The following is an 18,342-nucleotide window of genomic DNA, read 5'->3' on the forward strand; positions in this document are numbered from 1 at the left end:
CGCTCGCCGGGTTTCGCGCCGGAACGCTCGCTTGCGGTGTTTGCGCTGGTCGAGGCGGGTTCCCGGACGGAATCCGGTGCACGGCAACGCTTTCCTCTATGCTCCGCCGATGACCAGCAGCCGTCGCCGCCGCCCGACGCTGGACGACGTCGCGGAGGCGGTCGGGGTGTCGCGCGCCACTGTGTCGAACGCCTACAACCGGCCTGACCAGCTGTCGGCGCAGTTGCGGGAGCAGATTCTGCGGGTGGCGGGTGAACTCGGTTACCCCGGCCCGAACCCGACCGCCCGCAGCCTCGCCACGAGCCGCACCGGCGCGATCGCTTTCCTGCTGGATTCGTCGCTGTCGGCGGCCTTCTCGGACCCCGCGCTGTCGATCACCCTGGACGCGCTCGCGAAAACCGTGGAACCCACCGGCAACGCGCTGTTGCTGCTGCCCGGCCGAGAGGCCCAGGAGGGCCCGCCCGCGTCGCGAGTGCTGGCCGCACAAGCGGATATCGCCGTGGCGTACTCCCTCGCCGACGGCACTCCCGCGCTGGAAGCCGTGCGGACCCGGGGTTTGCCGCTGGTGGTCATCGACCAGCCGCCCCTCCCCGACACGGCCCGAGTCGGCTGCGACGACCGCGGCGGCGCTTCGTTGGCCGCTCACCATTTAGTGGAACTCGGCCATCGCCGCTTCGGAATCCTGGCCGCCCCGCGTCTTTCTGCGGTGACCAGCCCTTTCCACGGCACCCGCGAACGCCTCGCCGGATACCTCGACACGCTGGCCGCCGCCGGAATCACCGACGTCACCATTACCGAAGCCCCCTGGCTCTCCGCCTCAACCGCCCGCGCCGCCGCGACGGACCTGCTGACCGCTTCCGTGCGTCCGACGGCCTTGCTGTGCATGTCCGACCAGCTGGCCTTCGCCGCGATCGCCGCCGCCCATCGGCTGGGCCTGCGGGTGCCTGCCGACGTTTCGATCGTCGGCTTCGACGACACCCCGCAAGCCGCGTGGTCTGAACCACCCCTCACGACCGTGCGCCAAGACCTCGCGGGCAAGGGCCGCGTGGCTGGAGAACTGGTGATGGACCTCCTCGCCGCCGCTCCAGTTCCGCCGCCTGTCGAACTCCCGGTCTCGCTGGCCGTCCGGGAAAGCACCGCCGCGATTTAGCAAGACCGCTCGGCGATCTGTGGACAACTAGGTCTCGTCCGGGTGACGCGAAACTACTTGTCCACAGACGTAGGAATGCGGGCAGACAAATCACGGGGAACCCGCCAAGGTGGAGACATGCCCGGTTTCCCGGGATACCCGCCGGCTCCTTCGCCCGGCATCGCTTCGATTGAGGGGGAGTTCCCACGATGTTCCGCCGTCTGCTGCCGTCCCTGCCGTTCCCCGGCCGCCGCTCCCGGCCCGCCGCCGCGTCCCGCCTGCCCGGGGTATTGCTGCTGGTCACCGCCGGTCTCCTGACCACTTCCGGCCTGGCCCAAGCCGCCCCGGCCGTTCCGCCCGCTCCCGCCTGCGGTGCGGGCGAGTTCTGCCTGTGGGATACCGAAACCTATTCGGGCGGCGTGCAGAGTTATGACCTGCGCACGGCAAATCCGGGTGATTGCATTCCCCTGCCCGAGGGATTCCAAGGCCATTCCTTCGTCAACCGGATGACCCGCGACGTCACCATCTACCAAGGAGCGGACTGTTCGACGGAAGGCGATTTCATCACCTATCCGGGCGGTGGCACGTACGTCCCGCAGTCCCCGTTCGCGGTGCGTGCCCTGAAAGTGTGGGAATAAGCCCCGCCCTCCCGAGACCGGGCCAGGCGAACGAGGCCGCTCCAGGCCGAGTCGACTCGCAGCCTTAGTGCCGCCTGTCCCGGGGGCCGCACCCCCGAGCGGCCCCAGGCCCGTGGGCGCGCAGCCCGGAACCACTGCGCCCACGGGCCCCTCGTCTCCCGCTCCCGGCCCCCGACCCGGGGGCGGGAGGCGAGGCTCCCTGTCCTCCACCGCGGCCCATGCGGTTCGGCCCCGTTCGGGTGCAGGTCTGCTGTGCTCTGCGGCTGGCCGCTGCTCTCAGCAGGACCGACCTGCCTGACGCCAAGATTCCCGCGCGGAACCTGACGGCAGGAGCTCACACACGGGCCCTGACGTGCGCGGACGTGATGTCCGAGTTCGTGCGCGCCCCCACCTGCCGGGCCGAGGTGGTCCAGCACCGCTCGAACACCCTGGAGACCGACCGCAACCGCCGAACCGCCCAATCGCCCCCGCCCTGGCCAGACGCCTTACATCACAAGATCGCCACAGTCTGTCCAGCCGCACCGCCCGCCCCCGAACCCCGTCCCGCCGCCCCGCTCAGGAGATCCAGGTGCGCAAGCTGCACAAACCCCAGTCCAGCCGCAGCAGCGGGCCGCTCCCCCGCGCAGTGCGTACCGGAACCGTCGCACGCTGTGGCATTCCGCCCCCGAAGACCCGCAAATCCGACGAACGGAAGCTGAAACGATTCGACGGTGTCGAACGATCGAGAGATTGGCGATGACTAAGCTGCCCATGCTGGAGGTCAGCAGCTGTCAGCCACCCGGGCCCTCGTAGCTCAGCTGGATAGAGCAAGAGCCTTCTAATCTCTAGGTCGCAGGTTCGAGTCCTGCCGGGGGCACTCCGCAGACGGTCCCATGGGGACCGTCTGCATACAGCCCTCCCGGGGGCACAAACGGCCTGGTCAGGGGAATCCCTGGCCAGGCCCGGCCGAAGGCCGGAAATCAGCCGGCCCATACCTTTGCCGGACGCGGTCGAAGCGCATCCGACGTCTCCGGCAAGGCATTGCCCCGAGTCGGCACTCCCGCCCGTCCAGAAGCACCCCGCCGTCACTCGGCATCACGACGCCTCAACCAGGTCGAACCGCACTCGTGATCTTGCCCTCAGCCAGCTCACCCACGCCAGGAACCCCTATGTCCGACCGTCCCAGTCCCAGCCGGCGAACGCGGAACCGAGCAGCCCGAGTTCTCTTCGAGGAAGCGCGCCGCGCCGGGCTCGTCCAGCGGCATCTCCGCAAACTCCACTACCTCGCCCGTCACCCACGATCACTGACCGCGAGCACCCCGCGACCAGCCGCGAACCAGCGCGCCGCCGAGGTGCCGGACCAACCGACCAGAGTCCGCCGGTCACCCGGGCACTCACCCTTGGCATCGACCTCGCCCGCCAGCCGGTAACGCCATCGCACCGACCGTCCACAAAGACCACCGCAACGGACGAAGCCGCCTAGCCGCCAACCACATTGGGCTAGCCCGCTCCGACGACAAGAGCCAGCTTTCCCGCTCTCGCATCAGCGGAGGCGAACGCGGGTATCCGCGCTCCTCGTACCCGAAGCTGCCCAGCGCGTAACAGGGCTGGATTGGTAATCAGGCTGGTCGAATCAGCGCATCGGGGAGACCAGAAGCCGGACGCCGCCGAGCGGAAGGCGTAACCGCTGGATCCCCTCCGACCACGACATGGACAAGACGAGCTGAGCTTCCCGCCTGAGCCCGCGCAGAGGTCGAGTGCCGATCACGACGCCGCCTGGAGATGTCCGATCATCGCGGTGGCGAACTTCTTCGCGATGCTGCAGGGGTCCTTCTTGTTCGAACCCATGCTGATGTTCGGCAGGACCGAGACGGCGAGCTGGTCGGTGACGCCGACCCAGAGGGTGCAGATGCCGTTCGAGCGGCTGTCCTCGGTACCGGCGAAGACGGCCGGGTAGCCGTTGACGGTGGTGGGTTCGAAGTAGGCCTGCTTGGCCTTCTGGTCGTAGATGTCGCTGATCCCGCGCTTGTTCTGCTCGATCGGCGTGTTGTTGACGAAGTTCAGGTTGCTTCCGGAGGAAGTCCAGCGGCACCCGTTCAACACGCCGGAGCTCTTCTCGCCGGGATACTTGAGACCGACCTGTGCTGCCTCCGCGGCGTTGAGCACGCTGCACGGATCGGCGAGCAAGTCCTTGGTAGGCAGAGGGGCCGGAACCTTGGGCCCCGAGCCGCCGCTGTCGGCCGGGCTGCTGGCCGGCGGCTGAGCAGTTCCTCCGGTCCCGCCGGTCTCACCGCCGCAGGCGGAGGCGGCGAGCAAGCCGATCGTGGCGACGGCAGCGGTGGCGAGTCGGACGGTGCGGTGCGGCATCTGGTGCTCAGACTCCCTTAGCCTGCTGGTTCAACGTGTCGCGATTATCTTGCCCCACCCAGCTTCAGTGCTGCGCGGTTGCGATCCGGGCTCCTTGACGACGAGGAAGTCTCCGTGATCACCATCGAGATTGTGCCCGCCCTTCACACAAGGCGCGGCCTGCCACGCCGATATCGTCGAGACCCGCCCGAGGCTGATGAGGCCGGCGGCGGTGAAGGCGCTCTGTCCGCATGCGCCGAACCTCGAAGAACCAATTCGCGGCTGACTTGTCCGCGAGCGGAGGACCCGGACCGCCGCATCGGGCGTGGCGTGCCATCTCCGCAGGCACCTCGGCCACCGGGCAGGTCCGTCCACAGTAGACGGACGTATCCGCGGTCAGCCGCCCCTGGAACACCCACAGCCGAGTGCTGCGTCCAGTACGCACGCCGACTGGTCGCCCCGCGACGCAGTCAGTGCATGGACATTCCGCCGTCGACCGCGAGTGTCGTGCCGGTGACGTAGCCGGACGCCGGTGACGCGAGGAACAGCATCGCCGCGTCCAGTTCGTGTTGTTCTCCCATCCGGGCGAGCGGGCTCGTGGAGCGGATGAACTCCGCCAGACCCTCGCTCGGCACTTCCGCGGTCATCTCGCTCTGGAAATAGCCCGGCGCGAGCGCGTTGACGCGAATTCCCTTGCGGCCGGACCACTGCTGGGCCAGGTCGCGGGTCAGGCCGATGAGCCCGGCCTTGCTCGCGGCGTACGCGGCTTGCGGGACATAGGATTTGATCAGCCCCAGCACGCTGGCGACGTTCACGATGCTCGACCCCGGTCCCATCGCGCGGCCGCACGCCTGGGCCATCCAGTAGGCGCCGTTCAGGTTGACGTCGATGACCTTGCGGAACTCGTCCGGTTCTTCGCGCAGCGCGGGTACCGCGGTGCCGATGCCCGCGTTGTTGACCAGCACGTCGACCTGCCCGAACTCGGCCAGCGCGGCCTCCACGAGCCGGTCGCACTGACGCGGGTCGCGCACGTCGGTCGCCACGGCCAGCGCTCGCCTGCCCCGTTCGGCCACCGCGGCGCGCGTCCGGTCGAGGAGTTCGGTCCGGCGCGCGGCGAGGACCAGGTCCGCGCCCGCGTCGGCCAACGCGAGCGCGAATCCGGCGCCCAGCCCGGAACTCGCCCCCGTGACCACCGCGACTTTGCCGTCCAGCCGGAACAGGTCCAGTACCGACATCACGCCACTCTCCTTCGCCTTCCTCGCGACGGGCGCCGCGAGCAGCTAATGTACGTTAGCCTTACACTGACGGACAACTAACGCCCTAGATCTCGCTCAGCTAATCTCAATTAGCCAGGAGGACCGCATGGCCGTCGATTTCGCGCAGGACCCCGAGGTGCTCGCTCTAGCGGACCGGACCAGGCGGCTGGTCAAGGACACCGTCCTCGACGCGGAGAAAGCGTCCAGCGGCGTCCTGACCGGCGACGAGGGCGAAGCCGTGCGCGGCAAGCTGCAGCAGGCCGCCAAGGACGCCGAGGTTTTCGCGCCGCACGTCAGCGCCGAGTACGGCGGCCACGGGCTGGACATGCGCGGACGGGCCCCGGTGTTCGAGGAAGCCGGTTACTCCCTGCTCGGGCCGCTGGCGCTCAACATCGCCGCGCCGGACGAGGGCAACATGCACATGCTGGAGCGGATCGCCTCTCCGGAGCAGCGGGAGCGGTACCTCCGCCCGCTGGCGACCGGCGCGGTCCGGTCGTGTTTCGCGATGACCGAACCGGCGCCGGGCGCGGGCGCGGATCCTGCCGCGCTGACCACCCACGCGGCGCGGGCGGCGGGCGGCTGGGTCCTCAACGGCCGCAAATGGTTTATCACCGGCGCTGATGGTGCCGCTTATGCCATCTGCATGGCCCGGACGTCCGGCGCGCCCGGCGACCGCGGAGGCGCGACGATGTTCTTCGTCGACGCGGACAACCCCGGCATGCGGATGGTGCGTCACATCGAGACTCTCGACGAGTCGCTGTACGGCGGGCATTGCGAACTCGTCTTCGACGACTGCTTCGTACCGGACGACGCCGTGCTCGGCGAGGTCGACCGGGGCTTCGAGTACGCGCAGGTGCGGCTCGGCCCGGCCCGGCTCACGCATTGCATGCGGTGGCTCGGGATCGCCCGCCGGGCACAGGACATCGCGCTGGAGCGCGCCAACGAACGGCGGCTGTTCGGTTCCCGGCTGGCCGAACTGGGCATGGCGCAGCAGATGATCGCCGACAACGAGATCGACATCGCCGCGGCCCGCGCGCTGATCCTGCGCGCGTGCTGGGAACTCGACCTGGACCAGCCGTCGGCGCAATCGGTCTCGATCGCCAAGACCTTCACCGCCGAGGCGGTGTACCGGACGGTCGACCGCGCGCTGCAACTCTGCGGTTCGCTGGGCGTTTCCGGCGATGTGCCACTGTCCCGGTTCCTGCGGGAGGTCCGGCCGTTCCGGATCTACGACGGCCCGTCCGAGACCCACCGCTGGGCGATCGCCAAGCGCGCGGCCAAGCAGGCGAGGACGGCCGCGGATGCCTGATTCGCCCGTCGGCCTCGACGTACCCGCGCTCGAGGCATACCTGCGACGCACAGTCCCCGGCTTCACCAGCCCGGTGGAAGCGGAACTGCTGTCCGGCGGCCGTTCCAACCTCACGTATCTGCTGCGCGCAGACGGCGTGCGATGGGTGCTGCGCCGCCCGCCGTTGGGCGGCTTGACGCCGTCCGCGCACGACATGGGTCGCGAGTACCGGGTTGTCGACGCCCTGCAGAACACCGCCGTCCCCGTCGCCCGGACGGTTGCCCTGTGCGAAGATCCAGCGGTGCTTGGTACGCCGTTCTCCATCGTGTCGCATGTGGACGGTCCGGCACTGCGCACCGCGGCCGACCTGAACCCGCTCAGCGACGCCGAACTCGCCGAAATCGCGGAGACGCTGATGACGACCATGGCCCGGCTGCACGCCGTGCCCTACGCCGAGGTCGGCCTGGGCGGGCTGGGCAGGCCAGCCGGGTATCTCCGGCGTCAGGTCGACCGCTGGGCCGACCAGTGGCGACGGGTCGCGACCCGCGAACTCGACGACCTTCAGACGCTGCACGCCCGCCTCTCCGCCGCGGTGCCCGCCGAGTCCGGCGCCGCCATCGTCCACGGCGACTTCCGCATCGACAACGCCATCCTCGGCACCGGCCGCCCGGCCGAGGTCCGGGCAGTCGTCGACTGGGAAATGGCCACGCTCGGCGACCCGCTAGCCGACCTGGCGCTGAGCCTCGTGTACCGCGATCCGGCCTTCGCCCCGGTCCTTCCGGGCGGCGCCGCGTCCACCGACGACCGCCTGCCGTCCTGGGAAACCCAGGCGCAGTACTACGCACGCGAATCCGGCCGCGATCTGTCCGATCTGGACTTCCACCTGGCGCTCGGATACTTCAAGATCGCGGTGATCGCCGAAGGAATCCACGCCCGGCACCTGGCCGGGCAGACCGTCGGCGACGGGTTCGACACCGTCGGGCAAGCCGTCCCCGAACTGGTCGCGGCGGGCCTGCGCGCCTACCCGGCAGCATGAGCTCCGAAGAGCGGATCGACCAGATCCGGGACGCGGCGCTCGCCCTGTTCGCCGAACGCGGTTACCTCGCGACGACGATGGCCGACATCGGGTCCGCCGTCGGGATCCGCGGCCCCAGCATCTACAAGCACGTGCCCTCGAAACAGCACCTGCTGGCCGAAATCATGACCGCCACGATGCGCGACCTGCAGAACGGCTTCGACCAGGCGACCGCAAGCACCGACGACGTAGTAGACCGCTTCCGCCGCGCGGTGGACGCCCACGTGCGCTTCCACGCCCGACGACGGCTCGAAGCCTTCGTGGGAACGCGAGAAATCCGTAACCTGGAACCGGAACCGCATGACCAGGTGGTGGCACAGCGAACCCGCTACGAGAATGGATTCCGCGAACTGATCGAAGAAGGCGCCGCGGCCGGGGTGTTCCACACGCGCTCGCCGAAGCTGGCGTCTTACGCGGTTCTCGACATGGGAATGGGCATTTCCGTCTGGTACCGGGAGGACGGCGACCTCGCGGAGGACGCGCTGGCGTACGCGTACGACGATCACGCATTGCGTCTCGTCGGCTACCGCCAGGCTGCGGGAGACTGACGCATCAGTGCGATCGACACTGATCTCAACTGCTCAATTCCTTCGCCCGAGCTAGTGCCGTCTGTCTGATTCGTTTCGTGCGCCCCGAGGAAGCCAGGTACTCGAGCACTTGCTGCCGAGAGGAAGAGGTCGCGGCCCGCAGTTGCAGCCACGGCGACCAGCGTTCCATCGAAGCTGGCTCCACCTGATCACCAGGCCGCGAAACGAGCACATCGAGAACCGACAGATCCGCCATGCGCGCTCTGACGAACTCTTGTGAATTACCAACAGGAAGCGCGCTCGCCACCATCTCGCGAAGCGACTCGGGAAGCTCCTCCAGGCACTTCAAGGCAACCGAAACAGCAATTGCCTCGTCTGGCTCATGGCCGAGCACTGAGATCAGTTGGTCGGCTCTGCCAGGAATCCGCAGGGCGGCGGAATATACGCGCCAGCGAGCATGGCCGCTTTCGAACGAATCCTCCTCCAGCCCGGTCTCATGCGCCAGCTTTCGCAGATCGCGCACGAAATCTTCTTCGAGCATCAGAAGCCTCCCGGGGGGCTGGGACGACGAGGGACCATACGCTCGCGGCAGCATTTCGGGGAATCGCAATATTCGGACGACCGCCGGAGTCAGAAGACCCGCGACGCTCAGCCAGGCCTACCATCTGGCACTGAGATCTGGCTCACAACTGGACCTGTCGCTGGACCTCGCCGCCCTCTTACCGTAGTTCTGGTATACCAAATTGCCTCCGGGACACCGCATCCGGAGCCGGGCAACCGACCCGGCCGCTGTCGTCCCGGCGGGTGCCGTCCCAGGCTTCAGGAGGTCTCATGCTCGGAAGTCGCTGGTCTCTCGTGATCGCCCTCGGCCTGCCCGGGCTGGCGATCTTCGTCGGCGTGCCGCTCTGCAGTCAGAGCACCGCCACCGTATTCGGCATACCACTGGTGTTCGCGTGGCTGTTCGCTTGGCTGCCGCTGACGACGCTCTGCCTGTGGGCGTCGTGGCGGTTCTTCGATCGTGCGCAGTACCGGCGAGTGGAAGGCGGAGAAGAATGATCGCAGCGGTATTCGCCGTCGTCATGGCGTTGTCGATCGGGGTGGCGCTGGCCGCTCGCCGCGGCGGGACCGGCAAGGGCGCGGTCGCCACGCTGGTCGCCGGGAGGGCGTTGCCGAGCCGGTTGATCTTTTTCCTCGCGGTGGGTGAGATCTACAGCATCGGCACCATGCTCGGCTTCCCGGGCGGCATCTACGCCAAAGGCGCCTCCTACGGGATCTGGTTCATCGGCTACATCCTGGCGGGCTACGTCCTCGGCTACTTCCTCGCTCCGCTCGTGTGGCGCGCGGGCAAGGCGTACGACGCAGTCACCGTCGCCGACGTCATGTACGGCCACTACCGCAACCGGCTGCTGGAACGGCTCACCGCGGTCTCGTTCGTGCTGGCGCTGGTGCCGTGGGCGATCTTCCAGTTCATCGGGCTGCAGACGGTCCTCACCGGACTGGGCATCCCGGTCACCCGCCTGGAGGCGATCGTCGGAGCGGGGGTCATCGCGTTCGTCTACGTCGCCGCGTCGGGCATGCGCTCGACCGCGTTCGTCGCGATCGTCAAAGACGTGTTCATGCTGCTGGGCATCATGCTCGCCGGCATCGCGGCGGTGATCGCGGCGAAGGGCGTGCCCGGAGTTTTCGCCGTGGTCGAAACGGCGCCGCGGCTGGCCACCGTCGGCGGCGCCGGGCTGGTCTTCGCGATGACCACGATTCTCATGCAGTCCTTGCAGTTCTACCTCACGCTTCCCGCGCAGTTCCTGTTCTCCGCGCGGTCCGAGGCCGGGGTGAAGAAGTCCGTGATCTGGATGCCGTTGTACATGCTGATGTACCCGTTGCTGGTCTTCGCCGCCTATTACGGCCTGCAGACCAGGCCCGGCCTGCACAACGCCGATTCGGTCTTTCTCGAGGTGACCCGCGAACTCGCGCCGGACTGGATCGTGGGCCTCGTCGCGGCGGGCGCCGGGCTGGCCGGGGTGCTGGTGCTGGCGGGCAACGCGCTGATGTTCAGCGGCGTGCTCACCCGCAACATCCTGCCGAAGCGCTCGCAAGCGGCCGCGCAGGGCAGGCTCAAGCCGATCATGGCGGCGTTCCTGGTCGGCACCGCGGCGCTGACGACGTTCGCGTCCTCGATCATGCTGACGTTCCTCAACCTGGCGCTGTCGCTGACCGCGCAACTGGTGCCGGCCTGGCTCGGCGTGCTGTTCTTCCGCAAGCTGCGCGCGGTCCCGCTGGCTGTCGGGCTGATCGCGGGCTGCGTCACCGTGGCGTTCTTGTACTTCAGCAAGGCTCCGGTCGGCGGAGTGGTCAACAGCGGCCTGATCGCGGCCGCGGTGAACGCGGCGGTCGCGGCGGGCTTGTCCGCACTCTATGCGGGCAAACCGGTCGACCACGAGATCCCGATCGTCCGCCGGGCGCGCGAAATCCTTTCGCCGGCGAGGAAAACAGTCCAGCCGGTTCCGGCGACCGGCGAACGGTGAGGCAGACATGGTTCGCATCGTGACGCGTTCGGATGTCGAGGCAGTCCTTGACCTGCGCGAGGTGATCGACGCCGTCGAGGACGCGCACCGCCAGCTCGTGCTCGGCGGAGCCACCCAGCCCGGCCGCTCGTGCGCGCCGATCCCCGGCAACGACGGGCTTCTCGTCCCGATGACGGCCACAGTGGACGGTGCCGGGGGCGTCAAACTGCTGGCCGACCTGCCAGGAAATCCGGCGGCAGGCAGGCCGCGCCAGCAGTCGACGATCACTCTGCTCGACAGCGCGACCGGCCGCGCCGAAGCCCTGTTGGACGGTGCGGTCATCACCCGCTACCGCACCGCGGCGGCTTCAGCGGTAGCGACCAGAGCACTGTCCAATCCGGACAGCTCAGTGCTCGGCTTGATCGGGGCCGGTGCACTGGCGCGAGCACACCTGGCGGCCATTTCCTGCGTCCGTCCGATCAGGACAGTGGTGGTCTGGAGCCGCAATCCCGCGACCGCACAGGCGTTCCGGGACGAGACAGCCGATTCCGGGTGCGAAATCCGCGTGGCGGACACCCCTGCCGAAGCAGTTCAGGCCGCCGACGTGGTGTGCACGCTCACCCCGTCAGTGGACCCGATCGTGCACGGAACCTGGCTGCGCGCGGGCCAGCATCTGAATGTGGTCGGCGCCCCGCCCCGCCCCCGCCACCGCGAAATCGACGCGGAATGCCTGCGGCGCGCCCGCGTCGTCGTGGACAGCAGGCATACCGCGTTGACCGAGTCGGGTGCCACGCTCACCGCGCTGCACGAGGGCGTGATCAGCAAGGAGCAGCTGGCGACCGAGCTGGGCGAAGTGCTGGCGGGAGTCTGTCCCGGACGGGCTAGGGAAAGTGAGATCACCCTGTTCAACTCAGTCGGGGTGGCAGTCCAGGACATCGCTACGGCGGCGTTGGTGCTGCGGCGCGTGGTGAGCAAGGGGCTCGGTGTCGAAATCGCGCTCGACCGATGACCGAGGCCAGGGTTCAGCGATGAGCGTGCCGCGGTCCGAGGTAGACCGCGCGGGGCCGGATCCGCGACGGTCGCTCGTAAGCTTCGGCCGCGTGGGCGAGCCAGCCTGCCGTCCTGGCCACGACCACCAATCCCACCGGAGCTTCCTCGGGCCAGTGGTGGAGCCAAGCCATGGCACCGAGCGCGAAGTCGATATTCGGTGCAGGCAGACCGCGTTGGCTTGCCGAAGCCAGTACCGTTCGCAGGAGGTTCCAGCGGTCGCTGCCCGCGTGGGCACGCTCGAGAGCAGACAGCAGATGCGGAGCCCGGGGATCGAAGTCGGTGTACACCGGGTGCCCGAATCCCGGCAACTCGCCTACGCCATCGGGGGCCACAGTGGACAATCCTTCTTCCGCGCATCGACGCAGCATTCGGTGGACCTCGCGGGCGGTTCCGCCGTGATCGACCGATCGCATGGCTTGAATTCCGATGTCCACGACGGCATAGGGATCCGCACCGCCGCTGGCCGCGATCCGGGAGACGAAGGTGGACGCCGCGAGTTCGTGGTCGGCCAGCAGGCACAGGGCCAGGTCGATCGGTGCCGAGGGAAGGCCGTCGTCGCGGGCGAGCCGCTCGGTGATGGCGGCCGCGACCGACGCTGAGGGCGGACGCGGATCCGAGGGCGCCGAGATCGCTGCGGCCATGGCCGGGATGAGCCGCCTGCCGACGTTGGCGACAGCGTCCGGTCCGAGGTCGTGTCGTGCCGGATCCGCCATGCCCAGAACCGTTGCCACCGCACTCATCCTGTCGAGCACCCTCGCGGTCTCGGGGAGCGCGGCGAGCACGCGAGTCGCCTCCAGGTGGTTCTCGCTCGGCCAGCAAACCGGGTCAGCGGGCAGTTCCGCGGTCCAGAGCAATTCCGCGACGTCCTCGAAACTTCGCTCCAGCAAGTCCTCGACCGGATAACCGCGAAACGTCAGCGCACCCGACGGTTTTAGTTCCGTGACAGCGGTCTCGACACGAATCTCGACCTGGCCCGCTCGTTCTCGTTTCGCCGTCCGGACGGCGAGTGCCTCGACCTGTGCCCGTTCGTAACGGGAACGGCGGCCGCCACCGCCGCGCACGGGCTGTGCGGTCAGGACTCCCCGGCTCGCGTAGGCGTAGAGGGTGCGCACAGTGACGCCCAGTCTCTCCGCGGCCTCGGACGCAGTCATCCATTCGCCGTCCATGACCGGACAATAGTGGACTCAATCAGCGTTGACAGCATTGATCGTCTCTGGCCAGAGTCAGTGCATGGCCAAACCGAACAGGGGTGGGCTCGGGGCGCGTTTCCTTGGCTTGTGGTGCTCGACCGCGCTCTCCGACACCGGCAACGGCATTTTCCTTGTCGGCGCGACGCTTCTCGCCATCCATACCCTGGAAAGCCCTGCCCTCGCCGGACTCCTGTTCACTCTCGCGAGCATTCCGTGGCTTGTCGCGGCCATCCCCGCGGGAATCGTCGTGGATCGGATGGACGCGCATCGCGTGATCCAGGTTGCCAACCTCGTGCGCGCGGCGATCATGCTCGCGGTCGGTGTCGTCAGCGCCAGCGGGCACATTTCCGCCGTGATTCTCGCCGTGGCTGTTTTCGCTTCGGGAGTGCTCCAAACGTTTGTCGACGGTGCGGCAGAAGCGCTTGTCCCCGAACTTGTTGACCGCGAACGGCTCTCGGACGCGAATGGTGCGCTGTCGGTGTCGACTCGGGTCTTCTACCAGTTCCTCGGACCGCCGATCGCCGGTCTGGCCTACGCGGTTTGGCCTTCGGCCGCGTCGCTGCTGTCGGGCACGCTCTGCGGGGTTTCGACGTTGTGCATCGCCGCGGTACGGCAGCCTTGGCCGCGCCGGCGCGGGGCCAGGGGCAGGATCGACGTCCGGGGCGGCCTGCGGATCGTGGGGCGAAGCCGGATCCTCAAAGCCGCTATCGCCATCAGCGGTCTCACCAGCATCGCCAACGGCATTTACCTGACTGCCTTTGCCATCTACGCCAACTCCGACACCGGCCTCGGTCTCACCCCGGCGACCTACGGAGTGCTTACCGGACTCGTCGGGGCCGGAGCAGGCGTCGGGGCGTATCTCACGAGCCGGGCTGAACGGCTGTTCGGAGTCGTCGGCATCATGCGGCTCACTCGGATCGGCTGGGCTTTGCTGTTCCTCAGTCCGTTGCTGCGCTCTCCTTGGCTTATCGCGCCTGTCATGGTCGTGGGGAGCGTGTTCGGGGCGATGTGGGCTGTGCAGGCGATGAATCTGCGGCAACGCGCCACCAACCCTGGTCAGCGAGCCCAGGTCCTCGGCGTTTTTCGGGCCCTGACTTTCGGAGCCACCCCTCTCGGGAGTTTCGCTGCCACCGCCTTTCACAGCACCGTCAGCAGTCAGGTCATGCTCGGGGTCGCGGCGGCGCTCACTGCTGGCACCATCGCCCTTGTCCCCTACCTCGCTGGCGGGTGATCACGGAATACGCGGCGCGGTGCGGAAAAGCCAACTGTGCCATGGATCGGCAGCGGAATCCGCCCCGGAGCGGGCCATCGCTGCCATCATCGGGTGGTTGGCGACATCGACCAGAGAGCGGACCGTGGCGAAGCCGCGCGTTCGGGCGGCGCGGTAAGCCGCCAGCAGCAGTTGGTCGACATAGCGATGGCCACGCTGCTTCGGAAGGACGCCGATCAGGACGATCATGCCTACCCTCGGATCCCCTTCCTGCTCGGCCAAGCCCACGAACCCGACTGGCACACCGTCTGTTGTCTCGGCGTACAACCACGACTGGGCATCCGCGTCGGACGCGTGACGGTCCAGGAAAGCGGTGGTCCATTGCTCCGGCTGGTATCTGCCGAACACGAGGGCGTCGGTCCGGTCCAGGGTCTGGGCCACGCATTGCCCGATCACGGAGGTGAACGCCTCCCGCCCGACCTGCGGCATCGGTGCCAGCCGCACTCCGGCGGAATCCGGGAGCGGCTGACCGGTGTCGGTCCACCGGAAGCCCTCTTTCTCCTGGAACAACTCGAACCCGCACGCCTGCGCGACGTCTCGGCGCGCGGCGTGGTCGGAACTCACCGCGGCGTTGACCGGGAAGTAGACCGAAACGTCCGGCGGAGCCGCGTCCACCGCTGCGGTCACGACGGCCCGCGCATTCGACTCGTCTTCTCGCCAAGACAGCCGAGCAACCACGTACTCGAGGGGTTCACGCTCGAAGATCTCCGCCCGTCCCAACACCGCCGACGCCTGTTCCACTCCGTCGCGCTCCACTGTGAAACGCGCGATCGGCCGCAGCGTCGAGCCCGGCTTGACCTGCGAAGGATCAAGCGTGACCCGGCGAACCTCACTCACTGAACAAACCCCCTCCTTCTGGCCCGCGCCAATTCTCAGGCGACATAACGCTTGCCAGCAAGGCAAAATGAGTCTCTCGTTACGACCACGGAGGCAAGCACGTGCCCGGCCAGCTCATCCCCGACCGCTCACCCACGAAACCTGACGCGCCAAGCATGCCTCGCCGTGACGTGCGGGCCAGTTTCACCGACCAGACCATCACCGTCTATCAGGCGTACTCACCGCAAATCGCCGGCGCGGCCGTCGAAGCGCAGACGTTCGTGGCACCGTTCAAGCGCGAGCGGATGACCTGGATCAAGCCTTCGTTCCTGTGGATGATGTACCGCGCCGGGTGGGCGGCCAAACCGGGGCAGGAACGGATCCTGGAAATCCAGCTCACCCGGGACGGCTTCGAATGGGCGCTCGCGCACGCTGCCCTCAGCAGCTACGAATCCGGGACCTACGCGAGCCAGCAGCAGTGGGCTGAGCGCAAAAATGCCAGTCCGGTGCGGATTCAGTGGGATCCGGACCGATCGGTGACACTCGCTCCGCTCAACCGGCGTGCTATCCAGATCGGGCTGTCCGGCGAGGCTGTCGACCGCTATCTCGACCAGTGGATCACCAGGATCACGGACATCACCCCGTTCGCGGAGCGGGTCCACCGCCAGGTCAGCGATGGCCGTCTCGATCCTGCGCGGGAGGAACTGCCGGTCGAGCGGGTTTATCCCGTGCCTGCGCCGATTCTCGGCCTGATCGGGGCCAGCGAGCCTCAAGTCGACGAGCCCGCGTGAAGCTGTCCGCGTTGTGGCGGGAGCAGTGGCCCCAGTGCAGTCCGCTGGCCGACGGCCTGAAGCACGCCTACCCCGACCGATGGGTGCGTTTCCACAGCCTGCCTGAATCCCAGCGCTATCCCGGCACCGACGCCGAGTACGAAATCGTGCTCGACCGCTACAACACGGTTCTGGACGAATTGTTCCGCGGGCAGGAGGTCTGGATCGTCACCGCCGACTGGTCAGGGACGTCCGAGCCCCCGGCATTGTCCGAGCGACACGCGCTCTGGAATCCAGGTGCCGAGCACTGGACGACCGTGCGCGCGAACGAGAGCGAGACCGACCCGGAATTCATCGTCTACACCCATCTTTACGCGGGCCGCCGACGTTGGCGTACGGGGCTGGTGGACCTCCTGCTCCGCACCGTTGCCGACGACGGCACAGCCAACGTGATGATCGCCAGCTTGTCGTTTGACCGCGTGCACCATCCGTACGACGGAGGTGCCGACATCCTGCTGCCCACGACCGGCGAACGCGACGAACTGAAACGTCGCCACGCCGACTGGCTTTCCGCTCACCCCTCCGGTTTCTGAGCGGCCAGCGCCGACACCATCTGGTCGTAGACCCGGGCTGCCCGGGCGTCGAGTTCTTCCGGCGGCACATCGAGGTCCCGGGCGAACGCCGTGCGGAAGATGCAGTAGCCGAAGTAGGCGGCGGCAGCCATGGCGTGCATGACTTCTCCGTCGGCGTCGGCGGGGAGGCTGCCGTCGCTCTTGTCTCGTTCCAGGGCGCGGCGGGTGAGGTCCAGCGCCGGGAACGGGGTTAGTTCGGGGTCCTCGTCGAGGGCGAGCAGCGCTTCGAGTTTGACCAGGTCCGGCTGCCGGAGCGCCCAGTGCCACATCGCTCGCCGTCGTTCAGCGAAGGGCTGTTCCCAGTGTGTGCTCGGGTCAAGGCGGTCTTGTTCGAGCATCTGGGCGATCGCCGCGCGCAGCAGTGCCTGGCGGCTGCCGAAGTACACGTAGATCTGCCCATGGTTGACGCCCGCCTCCTTGGCGACCTCGCGGAGGTTGATTCCCGCGAGCACGCCGTCGCGGCGAAGGAGCCGCAGGGCGGCGGCGAGCAGATCGGCCTTCGTCTCCTCGCGGCTGCGCCGCCGGCGTCGGGTTGGTGCGGTGCTCGGCTGCTCGGTCACGCCGTCCCCTCGTAAGTTACTCGTCAGTACGCCTTGTTGTGCCTCGGGCCACTCTATACGGTTCGTTACCAACGTTTCGTTAATAACACTTCGTTGGGAGTTGTGGTGGAAGCAGAGCTGCCGTTGCGGGGCGTGCGGGTGCTGGACGTGGCGACGGTGCTGGCCGCGCCGGTGACGGCCACGTTCCTCGGCGATTTCGGCGCCGAGGTGGTGAAGGTGGAGGAACCGGGCCGCGGCGATTTCACTCGCGGCCGGGCCGCCGAGCGGGGCGGCCGGTCGTTGCAGTGGCTGCAGGAGGGCCGCAACAAGAAGTCGGTCACGGTGGATCTGCGCCAGCCCGCCGGACAGGACCTGGTGCGCCGGATGGTGCCGCACTTCGACGTCGTGATCACCAATTACCGCCCGCCGACGCTGGAGAAGTGGGGCCTCGACCCGGAAACGCTGCAGGCGCTCAATCCCCGCGCGGTGCTGGTGTACCTGACCGGCTACGGCTTGTCCGGCCCCTACCGCGACCGCGGCGCGTTCGACCGGATCGCCAGCGCCTTCGCCGGATTGACCGACGTCAGCGGCGAACCCGGACGGGCTCCGGTCCGGTCCGGCTACGCGGTGATCGACTACATGGGCGCGTACCTTTCCGCTTTCGCGACGATGGTCGCCTTGTACGAGCGGGACGTCAACGGAGGCAACGGCCAGGTCGTGGATCTGGGCCTGTACGAGGCCGGGTTCCGCGCGGTCGAGGATGCGTTGCTCGACTTCTCGGCGAACGGCCGGGTGCGCCGCCGCATGGGCAACCGCAATCCGCACGTGGTGCCCGCCAGCGATTTCGACACCGCCGACGGACGGCGGATTTCCGTCCACGCCGGCACCGACCCGTTGTTCCGCCGGCTCGCCGCGGTGATCGGCCGGCCGGAACTCGCCGCCGATCCGCGGTTCGCCACCCGCGCCGCTCGCACCGAGCACGCCGACGAGCTGTACGCGATCATCGCCGGCTGGGTCGCCGAGCAGCCGGCGGACGAGGCGACGCGGGTGTTCAACGACGCGGGCATCCCGGCCTCGCCGATCATGACGATCGCCGACATCGCCGCAGACGTCCACTACCGCGAGCGCGGCACCATCGTCGACGTCGAGGACCCGGAGCACGGCACGGTTTCCATGGCCGCGCCGATCCCCCGGCTCAGCGCCACCCCGGGACGCATCAGCTCGCTCGGGCCCAGCCTCGGCGCGCACACCGACGACGTTCTCCGCCAACTGCTCGACCTGCGCGACGACGACCTCGCGACCCTCCGCCGCGACGGCGTCATCTGATTCCGGCAAA

At 68.2% G+C, this 18,342-nt stretch carries 18 protein-coding genes and 1 tRNA gene; 13 read left to right on the forward strand and 6 right to left on the reverse strand.

Annotation, left to right across the window (positions count from 1 at the left end; all coding sequences use genetic code 11):
• Positions 1 to 109 precede the first annotated feature (109 nt).
• The 3 genes from DMP23_RS23145 (at position 110) to DMP23_RS23155 (ending at position 2,623) form a co-directional block, all read left to right on the forward strand.
• Entirely contained in the window at positions 110 to 1,150 is a 1,041-nt protein-coding gene (locus tag DMP23_RS23145) for a LacI family DNA-binding transcriptional regulator (protein ID WP_337822480.1), read from the forward strand.
• 188 nt (positions 1,151 to 1,338) lie between these two features.
• A complete protein-coding gene (locus tag DMP23_RS23150) occupies positions 1,339 to 1,767 on the forward strand; it encodes a peptidase inhibitor family I36 protein (RefSeq protein WP_205669918.1) in 429 nt (142 codons plus the stop codon).
• 782 nt (positions 1,768 to 2,549) lie between these two features.
• Positions 2,550 to 2,623 (forward strand) — tRNA-Arg (locus tag DMP23_RS23155).
• A gap of 887 nt (positions 2,624 to 3,510) precedes the next feature.
• Here the strand turns inward: DMP23_RS23155 and DMP23_RS23160 are convergent.
• Together DMP23_RS23160 and DMP23_RS23165 are read right to left on the reverse strand one after the other, a co-directional pair.
• The gene (locus DMP23_RS23160) at positions 3,511 to 4,113 is read right to left on the reverse strand and encodes a DUF3558 family protein (RefSeq protein WP_037814078.1); all 603 of its coding nucleotides are present in this window, start codon (positions 4,111 to 4,113) and stop codon (positions 3,511 to 3,513) included.
• Positions 4,114 to 4,562: 449 nt separating this feature from the next.
• Positions 4,563 to 5,327, reverse strand: coding sequence for an SDR family NAD(P)-dependent oxidoreductase (locus tag DMP23_RS23165; RefSeq protein WP_337824437.1), 765 nt, complete (start codon positions 5,325 to 5,327; stop codon positions 4,563 to 4,565).
• A gap of 127 nt (positions 5,328 to 5,454) precedes the next feature.
• Between DMP23_RS23165 and DMP23_RS23170 the strand changes: the two genes are divergently transcribed.
• From DMP23_RS23170 to DMP23_RS23180, 3 genes are read left to right on the forward strand one after another with little or no spacing between them, the layout of a single operon-like run.
• Positions 5,455 to 6,657, forward strand: coding sequence for an acyl-CoA dehydrogenase family protein (locus DMP23_RS23170; protein WP_238605035.1), 1,203 nt, complete (start codon positions 5,455 to 5,457; stop codon positions 6,655 to 6,657).
• Positions 6,650 to 7,672 (forward strand): phosphotransferase family protein, encoded by a 1,023-nt coding sequence (locus DMP23_RS23175; protein ID WP_337822481.1) that lies wholly within the window; start codon positions 6,650 to 6,652, stop codon positions 7,670 to 7,672. The genes DMP23_RS23170 and DMP23_RS23175 overlap by 8 nt, the downstream gene beginning before the upstream one ends.
• A complete protein-coding gene (locus tag DMP23_RS23180) occupies positions 7,669 to 8,259 on the forward strand; it encodes a TetR/AcrR family transcriptional regulator (RefSeq protein WP_337822482.1) in 591 nt (196 codons plus the stop codon). The genes DMP23_RS23175 and DMP23_RS23180 overlap by 4 nt, the downstream gene beginning before the upstream one ends.
• 25 nt (positions 8,260 to 8,284) lie before the next feature.
• Here the strand turns inward: DMP23_RS23180 and DMP23_RS23185 are convergent, their stop codons facing one another.
• A complete protein-coding gene (locus DMP23_RS23185) occupies positions 8,285 to 8,779 on the reverse strand; it encodes a hypothetical protein (protein ID WP_337822483.1) in 495 nt (164 codons plus the stop codon).
• Between the two features lie 290 nt (positions 8,780 to 9,069).
• Here DMP23_RS23185 and DMP23_RS23190 point away from each other — a divergent pair, with 290 nt between their 5' ends.
• Genes DMP23_RS23190 through DMP23_RS23200 form a run of 3 tightly spaced genes read left to right on the forward strand, consistent with a single transcriptional unit; the run spans position 9,070 to position 11,748 of the window.
• Positions 9,070 to 9,294: a DUF3311 domain-containing protein gene (locus DMP23_RS23190; protein WP_037814089.1), complete on the forward strand. Its 225-nt coding sequence runs from the start codon at positions 9,070 to 9,072 to the stop codon at positions 9,292 to 9,294.
• Complete coding sequence (locus DMP23_RS23195) at positions 9,291 to 10,760, forward strand: sodium:solute symporter family protein (protein ID WP_337822484.1); 1,470 nt, start codon at positions 9,291 to 9,293, stop codon at positions 10,758 to 10,760. The genes DMP23_RS23190 and DMP23_RS23195 overlap by 4 nt, the downstream gene beginning before the upstream one ends.
• A 19-nt stretch (positions 10,761 to 10,779) precedes the next feature.
• Positions 10,780 to 11,748 (forward strand): ornithine cyclodeaminase family protein, encoded by a 969-nt coding sequence (locus DMP23_RS23200; RefSeq protein ID WP_337822485.1) that lies wholly within the window; start codon positions 10,780 to 10,782, stop codon positions 11,746 to 11,748.
• A 13-nt stretch (positions 11,749 to 11,761) separates the two neighbouring features.
• Here the strand turns inward: DMP23_RS23200 and DMP23_RS23205 are convergent, their stop codons facing one another.
• Positions 11,762 to 12,955 (reverse strand): citrate/2-methylcitrate synthase, encoded by a 1,194-nt coding sequence (locus DMP23_RS23205; protein ID WP_337822486.1) that lies wholly within the window; start codon positions 12,953 to 12,955, stop codon positions 11,762 to 11,764.
• A gap of 28 nt (positions 12,956 to 12,983) precedes the next feature.
• Between DMP23_RS23205 and DMP23_RS23210 the strand changes: the two genes are divergently transcribed.
• Positions 12,984 to 14,210 (forward strand): MFS transporter, encoded by a 1,227-nt coding sequence (locus DMP23_RS23210; protein WP_337822487.1) that lies wholly within the window; start codon positions 12,984 to 12,986, stop codon positions 14,208 to 14,210.
• Here DMP23_RS23210 and DMP23_RS23215 read toward each other — a convergent pair whose 3' ends face one another.
• Positions 14,211 to 15,086: a GNAT family N-acetyltransferase gene (locus DMP23_RS23215; RefSeq protein WP_337822488.1), complete on the reverse strand. Its 876-nt coding sequence runs from the start codon at positions 15,084 to 15,086 to the stop codon at positions 14,211 to 14,213.
• A 101-nt stretch (positions 15,087 to 15,187) separates the two neighbouring features.
• Here DMP23_RS23215 and DMP23_RS23220 point away from each other — a divergent pair, with 101 nt between their 5' ends.
• Both DMP23_RS23220 and DMP23_RS23225 read left to right on the forward strand, forming a co-directional pair.
• Positions 15,188 to 15,856: a DUF4291 domain-containing protein gene (locus DMP23_RS23220; RefSeq protein WP_443111281.1), complete on the forward strand. Its 669-nt coding sequence runs from the start codon at positions 15,188 to 15,190 to the stop codon at positions 15,854 to 15,856.
• Positions 15,853 to 16,428, forward strand: a complete 576-nt coding sequence (locus DMP23_RS23225; protein WP_337822489.1) for a DUF3885 domain-containing protein — start codon at positions 15,853 to 15,855, stop codon at positions 16,426 to 16,428. Before DMP23_RS23220 ends, DMP23_RS23225 begins: the two co-directional genes overlap by 4 nt.
• Here the strand turns inward: DMP23_RS23225 and DMP23_RS23230 are convergent.
• Positions 16,410 to 17,027, reverse strand: a complete 618-nt coding sequence (locus DMP23_RS23230) for a TetR/AcrR family transcriptional regulator (RefSeq protein ID WP_337822490.1) — start codon at positions 17,025 to 17,027, stop codon at positions 16,410 to 16,412. The two genes, DMP23_RS23225 and DMP23_RS23230, sit on opposite strands and share 19 nt — an antisense overlap.
• Before the next feature lie 105 nt (positions 17,028 to 17,132).
• On the opposite strand from DMP23_RS23230, the gene DMP23_RS23235 reads away from it, so the two are divergent.
• Entirely contained in the window at positions 17,133 to 18,332 is a 1,200-nt protein-coding gene (locus DMP23_RS23235; RefSeq protein WP_337822491.1) for a CaiB/BaiF CoA transferase family protein, read from the forward strand.
• Positions 18,333 to 18,342 lie beyond the last annotated feature (10 nt).

The sequence above is a fragment of the Amycolatopsis sp. A1MSW2902 genome (assembly GCF_017312175.1).
Taxonomy (GTDB): Bacteria; Actinomycetota; Actinomycetes; order Mycobacteriales; family Pseudonocardiaceae; genus Amycolatopsis; species Amycolatopsis nivea.

Excerpts from the sequence above, each read along its gene's own strand:
- DMP23_RS23145 (WP_337822480.1), top strand. The coding sequence starts at position 110 with ATGACCAGCAGCCGTCGCCGCCGCCCGACGCTGGACGACGTCGCGGAG.
- DMP23_RS23150 (WP_205669918.1), top strand. The coding sequence starts at position 1,339 with ATGTTCCGCCGTCTGCTGCCGTCCCTGCCGTTCCCCGGCCGCCGCTCC.
- DMP23_RS23160 (WP_037814078.1), bottom strand. The coding sequence starts at position 4,113 with ATGCCGCACCGCACCGTCCGACTCGCCACCGCTGCCGTCGCCACGATC.
- DMP23_RS23165 (WP_337824437.1), bottom strand. The coding sequence starts at position 5,327 with ATGTCGGTACTGGACCTGTTCCGGCTGGACGGCAAAGTCGCGGTGGTC.
- DMP23_RS23170 (WP_238605035.1), top strand. The coding sequence starts at position 5,455 with ATGGCCGTCGATTTCGCGCAGGACCCCGAGGTGCTCGCTCTAGCGGAC.
- DMP23_RS23175 (WP_337822481.1), top strand. The coding sequence starts at position 6,650 with ATGCCTGATTCGCCCGTCGGCCTCGACGTACCCGCGCTCGAGGCATAC.
- DMP23_RS23180 (WP_337822482.1), top strand. The coding sequence starts at position 7,669 with ATGAGCTCCGAAGAGCGGATCGACCAGATCCGGGACGCGGCGCTCGCC.
- DMP23_RS23185 (WP_337822483.1), bottom strand. The coding sequence starts at position 8,779 with ATGCTCGAAGAAGATTTCGTGCGCGATCTGCGAAAGCTGGCGCATGAG.
- DMP23_RS23190 (WP_037814089.1), top strand. The coding sequence starts at position 9,070 with ATGCTCGGAAGTCGCTGGTCTCTCGTGATCGCCCTCGGCCTGCCCGGG.
- DMP23_RS23195 (WP_337822484.1), top strand. The coding sequence starts at position 9,291 with ATGATCGCAGCGGTATTCGCCGTCGTCATGGCGTTGTCGATCGGGGTG.
- DMP23_RS23205 (WP_337822486.1), bottom strand. The coding sequence starts at position 12,955 with ATGGACGGCGAATGGATGACTGCGTCCGAGGCCGCGGAGAGACTGGGC.